This is a genomic window from Bacillus zhangzhouensis, assembly GCF_000715205.1.
Taxonomy (GTDB): Bacteria; Bacillota; Bacilli; order Bacillales; family Bacillaceae; genus Bacillus; species Bacillus zhangzhouensis.
In genome coordinates this window covers 41,517-54,055 of record NZ_JOTP01000010.1, presented here as the reverse complement: position 1 = coordinate 54,055, position 12,539 = coordinate 41,517, and the positions used below count along the sequence as shown (strand labels likewise).

The 12,539-nt window shown below is 40.7% G+C and carries 14 protein-coding genes; 7 read left to right on the top strand and 7 right to left on the bottom strand.

Translation table 11 applies throughout. The annotated features are described in order from the left end of the window. The first annotated feature begins 37 nt into the window (after positions 1-37). A complete protein-coding gene (locus BA70_RS10180) occupies positions 38-430 on the top strand; it encodes a hypothetical protein (RefSeq protein ID WP_034321577.1) in 393 nt (130 codons plus the stop codon). On the opposite strand, the gene crcB (BA70_RS10175) is transcribed toward BA70_RS10180, so the two are convergent. From crcB (BA70_RS10175) to BA70_RS10165, 3 genes are read right to left on the bottom strand one after another with little or no spacing between them, the layout of a single operon-like run. Continuing rightward, positions 427-792, bottom strand: coding sequence for a fluoride efflux transporter CrcB (crcB, locus tag BA70_RS10175; RefSeq protein ID WP_034321574.1), 366 nt, complete (start codon positions 790-792; stop codon positions 427-429). The genes BA70_RS10180 and crcB (BA70_RS10175) overlap by 4 nt on opposite strands. Then, positions 793-1,188 carry a fluoride efflux transporter CrcB gene (gene crcB / locus BA70_RS10170; RefSeq protein WP_034321571.1) on the bottom strand — a complete coding sequence of 132 codons (396 nt, stop codon included), beginning with the start codon at positions 1,186-1,188 and terminating at the stop codon, positions 793-795. It abuts the gene before it with no gap. A gap of 4 nt (positions 1,189-1,192) precedes the next feature. Beyond that, positions 1,193-1,909 (bottom strand): glycerophosphodiester phosphodiesterase, encoded by a 717-nt coding sequence (locus BA70_RS10165; protein ID WP_034321568.1) that lies wholly within the window; start codon positions 1,907-1,909, stop codon positions 1,193-1,195. Positions 1,910-2,216: 307 nt separating this feature from the next. On the opposite strand from BA70_RS10165, the gene BA70_RS19960 reads away from it, so the two are divergent. The 3 genes from BA70_RS19960 (at position 2,217) to BA70_RS10155 (ending at position 4,334) form a co-directional block, all read left to right on the top strand. After that, positions 2,217-2,318: a YhdX family protein gene (locus BA70_RS19960; RefSeq protein WP_008359843.1), complete on the top strand. Its 102-nt coding sequence runs from the start codon at positions 2,217-2,219 to the stop codon at positions 2,316-2,318. Between the two features lie 166 nt (positions 2,319-2,484). Continuing rightward, complete coding sequence (locus BA70_RS10160; RefSeq protein WP_034321565.1) at positions 2,485-3,573, top strand: mechanosensitive ion channel family protein; 1,089 nt, start codon at positions 2,485-2,487, stop codon at positions 3,571-3,573. A gap of 14 nt (positions 3,574-3,587) precedes the next feature. Further along, the gene (locus BA70_RS10155; RefSeq protein ID WP_034321563.1) at positions 3,588-4,334 is read left to right on the top strand and encodes an NAD-dependent protein deacylase; all 747 of its coding nucleotides are present in this window, start codon (positions 3,588-3,590) and stop codon (positions 4,332-4,334) included. Between the two features lie 39 nt (positions 4,335-4,373). On the opposite strand, the gene BA70_RS10150 is transcribed toward BA70_RS10155, so the two are convergent. After that, the gene (locus BA70_RS10150) at positions 4,374-5,228 is read right to left on the bottom strand and encodes a polysaccharide deacetylase family protein (RefSeq protein ID WP_034321561.1); all 855 of its coding nucleotides are present in this window, start codon (positions 5,226-5,228) and stop codon (positions 4,374-4,376) included. A gap of 296 nt (positions 5,229-5,524) precedes the next feature. Between BA70_RS10150 and dat the strand changes: the two genes are divergently transcribed. Next, positions 5,525-6,382, top strand: coding sequence for a D-amino-acid transaminase (gene dat / locus BA70_RS10145; protein ID WP_034321558.1), 858 nt, complete (start codon positions 5,525-5,527; stop codon positions 6,380-6,382). A gap of 44 nt (positions 6,383-6,426) precedes the next feature. On the opposite strand, the gene BA70_RS10140 is transcribed toward dat, so the two are convergent. Further along, entirely contained in the window at positions 6,427-6,933 is a 507-nt protein-coding gene (locus BA70_RS10140) for a universal stress protein (protein WP_034321555.1), read from the bottom strand. A 557-nt stretch (positions 6,934-7,490) separates the two neighbouring features. Here BA70_RS10140 and bmrC point away from each other — a divergent pair. Continuing rightward, the gene (gene bmrC / locus BA70_RS10135; RefSeq protein ID WP_034321552.1) at positions 7,491-9,248 is read left to right on the top strand and encodes a multidrug ABC transporter ATP-binding protein BmrC; all 1,758 of its coding nucleotides are present in this window, start codon (positions 7,491-7,493) and stop codon (positions 9,246-9,248) included. Continuing rightward, positions 9,245-11,260, top strand: coding sequence for an ABC transporter ATP-binding protein (locus BA70_RS10130; RefSeq protein WP_034321549.1), 2,016 nt, complete (start codon positions 9,245-9,247; stop codon positions 11,258-11,260). Before bmrC ends, BA70_RS10130 begins: the two co-directional genes overlap by 4 nt. Before the next feature lie 136 nt (positions 11,261-11,396). Here BA70_RS10130 and BA70_RS10125 read toward each other — a convergent pair whose 3' ends face one another. Together BA70_RS10125 and BA70_RS10120 are read right to left on the bottom strand one after the other, a co-directional pair. Then, the gene (locus BA70_RS10125; protein ID WP_034321545.1) at positions 11,397-12,014 is read right to left on the bottom strand and encodes an NAD(P)-dependent oxidoreductase; all 618 of its coding nucleotides are present in this window, start codon (positions 12,012-12,014) and stop codon (positions 11,397-11,399) included. 284 nt (positions 12,015-12,298) lie between these two features. Next, on the bottom strand, positions 12,299-12,502 hold the full coding sequence (locus BA70_RS10120) for an alpha/beta-type small acid-soluble spore protein (protein ID WP_008348940.1): 204 nt from the start codon (positions 12,500-12,502) through the stop codon (positions 12,299-12,301). Positions 12,503-12,539 lie beyond the last annotated feature (37 nt).

Here is a 12,539-nt window from a genome sequence, read left to right as displayed (position 1 = left end):
ATATAATGAGAACAAACGTTCGTTAAGGGGGATGGTCATGCTTTGGTATGAAACAGCAAGTATCACGGAGAAAAAAACCTCAATGAAACGAATTGAGTTTCATTTGAAGAATTTCAAAAATTATCAGGCAGCAATCTTAAATATTGAAAGGAAGCTTGAAAAAAGAAGTACGCATCATCAAGATCACATGACACGAAAAAAGCTAGAAGAGCAGAAAAGCCAGTATGAACTAATCGTTGCTTGTATTGAAACCGCACTAAAAGAATTGGATGACATAGAGCAGAAGCTGATCGATTACAAATATTTTCGAGATTGGCGGATGGCAAAATGTGCAATTGAAATTGGCTATAGTGAAAAAACACTTTTTTTAATGAAGCGTCAGTTAATGGATCAACTGCTCATTAGCTTAGCCGCCATCACGAATATTTAAAAAAGGTGTTGTCCTATTTGATAAAACGCAGTAAAGAGACATAAAGACCCGATGATCGTCACAAATAAATAGGCAGCAAGCTGCCGTATTTGACGCTGCATTAGCATAGTCGCAGACTCTACACTAAAAGTAGAGAATGTTGTAAAGCCACCGAAAAATCCGGTTCCAATAATCACAAGCAGCGGATGATTGGCAGTCACTGCACCTGTCAGTAAACCTAAACCGGCAGCACCTAATAAATTGATAAGAATGATACTGTATGGGAAACGAGCATGGGAATGAGTTTTCTGAATCGATTGGCTGATGAAAAAACGAAGAGCACTGCCAATCCCGCCGGCAACAGCTGTATAAAAAACAATCATTTATCTGCTCCCTTTCTGCTGCTCATTTTGATGAAAAAGCCGCTGAGCAATCATAAGCCCAGTTAAGGCAGCGGCCACTCCTGCAATCACTGAAAGCAGGATGTACATCAAACTTGAAGTGAACTGTCCAGCCTGTAATAGGAAAACAGTCTCTTTAGAAAAAGTGGACATTGTCGTAAAACCACCGCAAAATCCTGTTCCGATTAAAGCGGCAAGATATTTTTTTCCCTTCCGGAACATAAAGTATCCTGTCGAAATACCAAGAAGTAGACTGCCTACAACGTTTTCGATCAGTGTTGCATAGGGAAAGGTTTGGCTGACAAAGGACTGGCTTAGCTCATATCTGCAAAGTGTACCAATCAGTCCACCGATAAAAACGGCGAGATAAGCTTTCATTTAGTCATTTCTCCTTTTGAAAAAATGGTGGATGATCTGTCACCACTCCATCAATGGGGTATTTTTTTATCCGATTGGCTGTTTTTTGATCTTTCACGGTCCATATAAATACATCCATCCCGAATGAGTGGATGCGGTCTATCCACCACCTGTTGATCATCGTTTTCTTCATATTAAGACAATCCGCAAAGGAACTGTACACTGCCAACTTTCTTTTCGTCAGTTTTAAGGCGGAAGGTTTTATGATAAAAGCTGTTCGAAGAGAAGGGGCATAAGCTTTGACTCTTTGGAGTGCATTGTCATCAAAAGATTGGATCATGATATGACGGGAATAGGTAAACCGGTTGATGATGTCGACAACTGCCTTTTCAATCCCAATCTGTCGTTTTGGATGCTTGATCTCAATGAGTATCCCGATGCGTTGGCTGTATCTTTCAAGAATTTCTTGTAATGTGGGGATTCTTTCGTTGGCGAACCGTTCATCAAACCAGCTTCCTGCATCCAGCTTCTTCAGTTGATCAAGTGTATAACTTTTCACTAAGCCGCTTCCATCTGTCGTTCGATCAATGGTGTCATCGTGGATCACGGCTACGTGCTGATCCAATGTCAGCTGTACGTCTAACTCAATATAATCTGCACCCTGCTGAACTGCTAAATCAAATGCAGCGATTGTATTTTCTGGGGCAGCGCTTGATGACCCTCTATGCGCGATAATATACACATGCTCCAGCTCCCTGACATTCGTTCTGGTCTTATCATATCAAATGCTTTGCCGGTTTTCCTTCTTTACTATATGGAGAGGGGGAGAGCTGTATGTAATAATGAAATAGCTTGTGCCTAGAAATTATGTTGTATCAATATAAAAAGTTGTAGGTATATCCCAAGCTTTTATTGAGTAAATCTGAATAACATCAATTTTTCTTCGATCAATTTTGTCCAAATCGTCAGCGTTCGTCAAAATATTAGTGCTTTCGTCATGTTGACTGAAAATTCTGATGTTTTATAATGATGAAAAGGAGGCGAGATGATTGGGTAAAGGGAGAATTAGAGTGGAAGAACGTATTAAGGTCGAAACGGATGCTGAAATGTTTAAAGCGACTCTCCTTGATCAGGCTCAGAAGAAAAAGTAGTTTGCTGCCCGTCGAAATGTCTCAATGCCAAAATTTCATAATTGAACATCATGCCTCGGGATCAGTCCCGAGGCTTTTTTATATAGAGGTCAGACATTTAAGAGAGGACATGAGCGAAGATTATATTATAAACTAGAGAGGATTGTTTTAAAGGAGAGAGACAGACATGTTTACACAAAAATGGATGGATACATATTTCACAGTAGATATTGCGATCCAAATCGGTATTAGCCTTTGTATTTTATTGCTTTTTTTATTGCTTCGGAAAGTATTTACGAAGTACTTATTTCATCTTCTCTTTAGGCTGACGAATCGGTCTAAAACCGAGGTGATTAATCAAATTGTTGTAGCATTCGAAAAACCTGCCAGACTGTTTTTTGTGGCACTTGGTTTATATTTTGCATTAAGACAGGCACCATATTTTGAGCATCATATGGATGTCATCATCAAATTGTATAGATCCTCCATTATACTGATGCTGACATGGGGGCTTTGTAATTTAACCGCTGCGTCTTCATTCTTGTTTCAAAAGGTGAATTCGAAGTTTGAATTAGAAATGGATGATATTTTAGCGCCTTTTTTATCAAAGGTTCTTCGTTTCATTATTATTGCATTAAGTATTAGTGTCATTGCACAAGAATTTAATTATGATGTGAACGGGCTTGTGGCAGGGCTCGGTCTAGGTGGTCTAGCCTTTGCGCTCGCTGCGCAGGATACAGTGGCGAACTTTTTTGGAGGGATTGTCATCATTACAGAGAAGCCTTTTACGATGGGCGATTTTGTGGAGACGCCAAGTGTACTTGGGACTGTAGAGGACATTACATTTAGAAGCACAAAGTTTAGAACACCTGCTGAAGCGGTGGTGACAGTTCCGAATTCCACACTTTCAAAAGAGCCAATCACAAACTGGACGAGAATGAATAAACGTCAGATTACGTTCTCCATACGTGTGTCCTACAATACACCGAATGAAAACATTGATAAGTGTATCAAACGGCTCAAACAAATGCTTCATGAGCATGATGGTGTTCATAAGGAAACCATTATGGTGAATCTTGATGTGCTGGCAGACAGCTATTTGAACTTATTTTTCAACTTTTACACGAACACAACAGCTTGGTCTGAAAACCTCGATATTAAGCAAGACATTAACTATCGCATCATTGATATCTTCCATCAAGAAGGTGTAGAATTTGCTTTCCCTGGACAGACCATTTATATGAAACAAAAGGGTGAGAAACAGCTGGGGGAATAAAGGAGGAATTGTGAGTGGGTCAAACAAAGGTTGCAGCGCTAAGAGAGAGATTAACGCAGGCTTCACATATTACAGTACTTTCAGGTGCTGGTATGAGCACAGAATCGGGTATTCCCGATTTTAGATCAACAGGTGGTTTGTGGACAGAAGATACCGCTCGCATGGAGGCGATGAGCCGGTCCTACTTTTTATCACACCCTCATCAATTCTGGCCGAAATTCAAGGAATTGTTTCAGATGAAAATGAGTGGAGACTACGAGCCAAATAGAGGACATGCCTTTTTAGCCAACCTTGAGAAGCAAGGAAAGCACGTGGATATTTTCACTCAAAATATAGATGGCCTGCATAAAAAGGCGGGAAGCCAGCATGTCTATGAACTGCATGGTTCCATTCAAACAGCTACTTGTCCATCGTGCCGGACGACATATGAACTGCCTTATTTATTAAAAGAAGAGGTGCCGGTTTGTCAAAGGGTTTCCTCGGGTGGCCGCACGTGTGGACGTGTGCTGAAAACAGATGTTGTCCTTTTTGGTGACATGGTGAAGCATTTTGATCAAGTGGAGAGATCACTTCAGCAAACGGACATGCTGCTGGTCATGGGAACTTCCCTAGAAGTGGCGCCAGCACGATATATTCCAGAAGATGCAGCTCAGCATCCTTCCATCTTCAAGGTGATGATGAATTTGAGTGAAACAGAATACGATTCTCTGTTTGATCTTGTCTTCCACGAACGGATTGGCGATCTCGTGAAAACTCTATAAATCATCAAAAAACCCGCATCCAAAAGGTGCGGGTTTTCTTTATTGCTGCAGCGGCTTCATTGTTTCATCAAGGACTTCAAATGTATAGCCCTTTGCTTTTAGCTGTGTGATCAAACTGTTTAAGTATTTTGCAGTAGCTGGCTGATCATGCATTAAAATAATTTTTGGTTCTTTCGGGTGTTTTGTCTCTAGCACTTGCAGCTGATTCAATACCTCTGGTACATATTTTGAGCTTTTATATTTCCAGTCAAGGCTATCAATTGTCCAATCCCAGTATATAAAGCCTTTTTGTTTTAAACGTGCTTTTTGTTGATCTGTTAAATTGGGGGAACTGCCATAAGGTGTTCTCACAAGATGTGTATACTCACCTGTGACAGAAGCCAAAATGCGCTGGTCTTCTTTCATCTCGTTTACGGGAGAATCACTTTTTTGATAAAAGCGTTTCACATCATGCGTGATGCCATGAAGCCCTAATTGATGACCTTCTTGATGAAGCCTTTTAACAGCTGCTGGGTGTTCTTTGATCTGGGGTCCGAGCATAAAGAATGTGGCCTTCACTTGATGCGCTTTTAGCACATCTAATAGCTGATTTGATGTAGCAGAAGGACCATCATCAAAGGTTAAAAAGATCGTTTGATCCGTTACATGTTTGTTTGGATTGATCTTAAAATGTGCATCTAGTGTTTTCGAAGAATCATCTTTTGCTTTCAGACTTGTGCTTGTGTCTCGGAATTGACTGCTCGCAGACATTTGAGCCGGCTGGTCTGCTGCCTGCATATTGGTTTTAGACATATCCCAAATGAAAAAGAGGATCAGTGATAGAATCACTAAACCAATAGCCTTTGAGAGCAGCATCGTGTTTGAAGGTGTCTGTTTTTTCGTAACCCGTTGCATTACAATCGCTCCAATAAATCAAAAATTTGTGTCGAATCATGTAGTGGATTCTGTCTTTTTTCGCTGTTTTATGTCGTGCTCATATGGAGTAAGTATACAGGAAAAAAGAGCCTATGAATATAGAAGATGCTAAAAAATTGGAATCTTTTTGGTTATAAATCTATATTTGTTACAATGAGAGGTTATCCATTTATGTTCGTATGAAATAATTCTGATTAATCATTGAAACGTTTACATTTATCCGCTAAGATAGCATCAGACTCAACCATTAAAGCAAAGCGAAGGGGAGATTCCATATGAAAGTATTGTACAATGGAGATTTCATTGAAAAAAAAGATGCACATGTTGATATTGAGGACAGAGGCTATCAATTTGGGGACGGAGTCTATGAGGTCATCCGTGTATACAATGGTACTTTATTTACATTAAAAGAGCATACAGAGCGTCTCTTCAAAAGTGCAAAAGAAATCGGCATTCATCTGCAAGGTACAGTATCAGATATGGAAGAAAAATTAAAACAGTTAGTCGCTCACAATCAATTAACAGATGGCGGTGTGTATATTCAAGTGACACGAGGAGTCGCACCTCGTAAACATCAATATGGTGATTCTCTCACTCCTCAAATCACGGCATATACGTTCCAGGTGAAAAAACCTGTTCAAGAACAGACAGCTGGTGCAAAAGCCTTATTATCTGTGGATCTTCGCTGGTTAAGGTGTGATATTAAAAGTTTAAACCTCTTATATAACGTCATGGAAAAGCAGAAAGCGTCCGAAGCCGGTGCGTTTGAAGCGATTCTCATTAGAGACGGTTTTGTGACCGAGGGAACCTCCTCGAATGTGTATGCTGTCATTGATGGCGTAATTCGTACTCACCCAGCAAACAACCTCATTTTAAACGGCATTACCCGTAGAAAGCTGCTAGAGGTATGTGAGGAAGAAGGATGCAGTGTCGAAGAAACCCGTATAAGCAAAGAAGAGCTACTGCACGCGCAGGAAATTTTCATCAGTTCGACGACTGCTGAAGTCATTCCAATTGTTGAGATAGATGGTCAGCGAGTTGGGGAAGGCATTCCAGGAGAGATCACGAAGCGTGTTCAGGAAGGTTTCCAAAATAAAATTAAACATGAAAGTGAAGCTTCCATTTCTTCATAAAGAAAAAGGCTGTAAACCAATGTTTACAGCCTTTTGTGATGCATTTATTTCACAATAAGCACAGGTATATCTGATTTTGATGATAATTTTTCGCTCACACTGCCAAATAGCATCTTTTTCAATCTGCTTTGGTCACGTGCTCCCATGACGATGAGGTCTGCTGATATCTTTTCAGCATATTCGATAATCGCTTCTGCAGGCTCTCCCTCAACAATTTCAATGGCAGCTTCAAACCGCTCCTCGTTTAATAGCATTCTCGCTTCCGCAACGACCTCTTCTGTATGGTCTTCAAAAATCAAGGGACTTTGCTGTTCGTCATGAGGTACATACACAGGGGGTGTTTGAAGGTCTGCCATGCCGCCCCCGATATAAGCACCGCCAGTCATTGGGCGTGGTGCATCAAACACCTGTCTGCTTGATTTGCCATCATGTGCATAGGCAACGGTCAGCTTGGCATTCAAGGTTTTGGCTAAAGCGATTGCCTTCTTTAATGCTTTCTTACTGTCTTCATGTCCATCAAACGCAACGACCATCCGATCAGCTTGAAACAATGTCCTCATTCCTTTCAAAAGGAGTCTTTACATTCATGGTATACCCGTTATCAGGAAAAGATACACATGAAGGCGATTGTATTTTTGTTAGAAAATTTCATTTATTGAAAAATATTTATTGACAAAATGGTGACAGCCACTATAAGATAAAAAAAGATTCAAGAGCCAAAAGGAGGAAATGTCATGTGCAACATTAGAAGAATGAAATCAAACTGCATGAATGGGTTGATTCACGTGACAAATACACCTTCATTGGTCATTGAAAAGGAACCAGTATGTTCCAATTGATCGGATGAATCAAGGCGTATGTTGCGTATTTGTCAACATGCGCCTTTTTATCATGTATAAAAGAGGCGTACCAGTCAGCTGGTTGCCTCTTTTTTTGTTGTATTCATTTCGTATCCCGAAATAAAAAATGGATATCAACAATAAAATGAAGAGGAGTGAAAGCATGTGAACATGCCAAAAGCAAGACAAATGACAAAAGCTCAAAAAACGAAACAAGGTGACAGCCAGGAAAATATAGAAAGCGGCTAGCTTTAAAAGGAGAGACAAACATGTTTTCAGTATTTGCAAAATTAGGCTGGTTCTTTAAACAAGAGTGGAGGCGATATACGATCGCCATTACGCTGCTGCTCATTGTGAATGTTTTTGAAATGCTGCCGCCAAGGTATCTCGGGCAGGCAGTTGATGACATTCGTTCTGGTCAATTTACAACATCCAGTATTGTGTTTTATGTGACTATTTTTTGTTTACTTGGTGTCATCGTCTATACGCTGACGTATTTTTGGATGTATCAGTTATTTGGCGGCGCGAATGTCATGGAGCGTGTGATGCGCGGAAAACTGATGCGCCACTTACTTAAGATGACACCAACCTTTTATGAAAAGAAAAAAACCGGCAACTTAATGGCCTTAGGTACAAACGATTTGAATGCTGTGGCCTTAACGACAGGTTTTGGCGTTTTGACATTGGTTGATTCCACTGCTTATATGCTCATGATCTTTTTTACGATGGGGCTGACGATTAGCTGGAAATTAACCTTAATGGCGATTATCCCCATGCCGCTGATGGCGATCTTGATTGCGTTTTATGGCAGCAAGATTCATGAGCGCTTTACAGTCGCTCAAGATGCTTTTGGTGATATGAACGATCGTGTACTGGAATCAGTGGCCGGCGTTCGGGTCATCCGGTCTTTTGTACAGGAGAAACAAGATGTCGAGCGCTTTCGCCAAATGACAGATGATGTATTCCAAAAAAATATGCGAGTGGCGATCATTGATTCATTGTTTGAACCGACAGTGAAATTGCTTGTGGGCATCAGTTACTTAATCGGAATTGGCTATGGAGCATATCTTGTGTTTCAAAGTGATTTAACGATTGGTGAGCTTGTCGCATTTAACGTCTATCTTGGGATGATGATCTGGCCAATGTTTGCGATCGGTGAGTTGATTAACATCATGCAAAGAGGAAATGCGTCGTTAGATCGGTTGAATCATACCCTCAGCTACAAGCCGGATGTAACAGACACAGCTCAGCCAAAAACATTACAAGAGCCTGGAGATATTCAATTTGATCAAGTGACGTTCAGATATCCAACTTCGTCTAAAGATAATTTAGTCGATGTGTCCTTTACTGTGCGAAAAGGCCAGACGATTGGCATTACAGGAAAAACAGGTAGCGGCAAAACAACAATCGTGAAACAGCTTCTGCGGCAGTACCCACCAGGTGATGGACAAATATTCTTATCAGGTGTTCCGATCCAGGAGATTGAATTGGATCAACTATTTCAATGGATCGGTTATGTACCACAGGATCATATCCTTTTCTCAAAAAGTGTAGAAGAGAATATGCGCTTTGGTCATATGGAAGCGAAACAAAACGAATTAGCACAAGCAATCAAAGACGCTTACTTTGAAAAGGATTTACGCCTGTTGCCAGAAGGCTTGGAAACCATGGTTGGGGAAAAAGGCGTGGCGCTGTCAGGCGGTCAAAAGCAGCGAATTTCCATTGCACGTGCTTTATTAATTGATCCCGACATTTTGATTTTGGATGACTCTCTATCTGCAGTTGATGCGAAAACAGAAACCGCTATTTTAGAAAATTTAAGACAAAACCGTCATGGGAAAACGACGTTTATTACAACCCATCGTCTATCAGCTGTTGAGCATGCGGATCTCATTCTTGTCATGGAAGAGGGACGCATCGTCCAAAAGGGAACCCACCAAGAGCTCATTCAGCAAGATGGATGGTACAAAGAACAATTTCTGCGTCAGCAGCTGACAAATCAGCTGGAAGGAGGGGATGAGGCATGACAACAGGAAGAAGACTCCTTGCCTATGCACTCCTATATAAGAAAGTACTGTCTGTTGCCTTGATCTTTCTGATCATCGCGGTTGGTGCTGAGCTGACAGGACCATTTATTGGGAAGAAAATGATTGATGATCATATTTTAGGTGTCGAAAAACCGTATGTCGAGGTAAACGAAAAAACAGATGAAACGGTTTATTACCAGGGAAATAACTATATACGAAGCGATCGATTAAAGAATGAAAATGAAGCCGGAAAACAAATCAATGTGGTGCAAGTCGGATTCGGTTACTACTTTGTGAATGAGCCAGTTCGTTTTGATGGAAACCGGACGATATCGGGAAATCAGCTCACCATTGAAAATGGGAACGAGCACAAAACCTATGATGTACAGCGTTTATCAAAAGAGGAAATTTTCGCTTTTTATCAGCCTGAAATCAGTGGTTTGATGCAGCTTGTTCTATTTTATCTAGGGCTGCTCGTCATTGCGATCTTCTTTCAGTATGGGCAGCATTATTTGCTCCAGCGGATTGCAAACCGTATTATCCAAAAAATGAGGGTAGACGTATTTGAGCATATTCAAACGTTGCCCATCCAGTATTTTGATAATTTACCGGCTGGAAAAGTAGTAGCACGGATCACCAATGACACGGAAACCATCCGTGATCTATATGTGACTGTTCTCGCAAATTTCGTGACAAGTGCCATTTACATGATTGGAATTTATATCGCCATGTTTTTATTAAATGTGAAGCTGGCACTCATTTGTTTGGTAGCTGTACCGATTATTTTCCTATGGTCGATGACTTACCGGAAATTTGCATCAGTATACAATCACCGCATTCGTTCTATTATCAGTGAAATCAATGCGAAGCTAAATGAAGCAATTCAAGGGATGACGATTATTCAAGCGTTTCGCCATGAAAAAGCGACGAAAGAAGAATTCGATGAACTGAATAACAATCACTTTCGGTATCAGCGAAAGATGCTTCATTTAAATTCACTCCTTTCACATAACTTGGTTAACCTGCTGCGTAATTTAGCGTATGTTGCGCTCATTTGGTACTTTGGCGGCGCGTCATTAAGTGCGTCTGGCATTGTGTCTATCGGCGTACTCTATGCATTTGTCGATTATTTAAATCGATTGTTCCAGCCGATTACAGGCATTGTGAACCAATTTTCTAGATTGGAATTAGCAAGGGTTTCATCTGAAAGGGTCTTCCGATTATTAGATGAGCCAGGAACAAAAGTCGAAGAACCTGATCAGAAAAAAATGGAGGGGTACGTTCAGTTTCAAGATGTTACCTTCGCTTATAATGAAGGGAATAACGTACTAAAGAACATTACGTTTGAAGCAAAAAAGGGCCAAACAGTTGCACTTGTGGGGCATACGGGTTCAGGAAAAAGCTCGATTATGAACTTGCTGCTGCGTTTTTATGACATCCAGCAGGGAGATATTCTCATTGATGGAGAAAGTATTTATCATCAGTCGCGCCAAACTTTGCGTAAACAAATGGGCATTGTTCTGCAAGATCCGTATTTATTTTCTGGAACAATTGCATCCAATGTCAGCTTAGGGAATGAAGACATCAAAAGAGAAACCATTGAATCCTCATTAAAGCAAGTAGGCGCAACAGAGTTATTGAAGCATCTGCCACAAGGCTTTGATGAACCAGTGGTTGAAAAGGGAAGTACCCTCTCTTCAGGGGAACGCCAGTTGATTTCATTTGCTCGCGCACTGGCGTACGATCCAGCGATCTTAATTTTAGATGAAGCAACCGCCAACATCGATACAGAAACAGAAGCCATCATTCAGCGAGCGCTTGATGTAGTCAAAGAAGGACGAACCACCTTTGTCATTGCTCACCGATTATCCACCATTAAGAAAGCCGATATGATTTTGGTGTTAGAAAAAGGTGAAATTGTCGAGCGAGGCAACCATGAACAACTCATGGAGCAAGGTGGGCTGTATGCGCAAATGTACGAACTGCAAAAAGGTGCACTTGCAAGCAGCTAAATTGAATAGCCGAAGGAAGTAAAAAAGGCCTCTTTCACGCGAAAGGGGCTCTTTTGATTGGCATGAAAAAAGTCGAGGATTTATTTCATCACCTCGACTTTTTACCGGTTGTATATGGTTTGCACGGGCTACATGATCAATAAGCGATGCCGACGCGTTGATGCACAAATTCCTTTGAATTTAACTGTTGATACAAAAAATGTGCGGTATCTTCAACTGAAATTTTCTTTCCATCGATAGGGAGAAAATCTTTCTCATAGCGATATGACCGTGTCACTTCTCCATCTGGTAAATAGGTTGGACAAATAATGGTCCAATCTAGGTCAGTTGATTGAAGGATTTCAAACGCTTTGGCATGCTCTTTAGCTGCTCGGGAAGTGGTTCGCCTTGATTCATTTGTTTCAAAGCGATAAAGCTTTGGCTGCTGCCTTGCTTTTAAAATACCCGCCGTGCCAATCGTAATAATTCTTGATGTATTTGTTTGCTTCATGGCTTGTACGATATGCTCCATTGAAACAGATAATGTGTCATCTCCATCTGTAGATAGACAGCTCACAACAATATCTGCTCCTTTGATCGTTTCAAGTACATCTTCTTGATTTCTTGAATTACCGGTGACTTGAAACATACCCGCAAGCATTCCTTCCCGGTTTGTCCGAATCAATGAACGAACCATGTAACGATCATCTACTTGAACGAAACGAAGAAATGCTTGTCCTACACGTCCATGAGCACCTAAAAGAGCTATTTTCATCTGTTCGATCCCTCCACTACATACTATAAGTGAAAAGAACCCAAAATGGTACAATTTTTATGTCATGCTTTTTTTGTAAAGGTGAAAGGACCGAATACTATGAGCATATTCGCATAATAGAGAGATACCTACAAATTGTAGAAGTTCAAAGTTCATACCGGAAATAATGTCCATGAAGATCCGCTCCTTTCTACTACATGATATGAGCTGGAAGGGAATTGGTGAGAATAAATGCAAAAAAAGAAGACACCTTAAAAGGTGCCTTCTATGATCCAGATATGAAATTAAGCTTTTGTTCCGCCAAGGTTTTGTTGAGCGTAAGACACAAGACGTTTTGTGATTTCTCCACCAACTGATCCGTTAGCACGAGCTGTTGTTTCTGCTCCAAGGTTTACACCAAATTCAGAAGCGATTTCGTATTTCATTTGATCGATTGCTTGTGCAGCTCCTGGAACTAGTAATTGATTTGAACTATTAGAATTTGCCATGATGTGAATCTCCTTTATATATATGATTTGGTTTTGG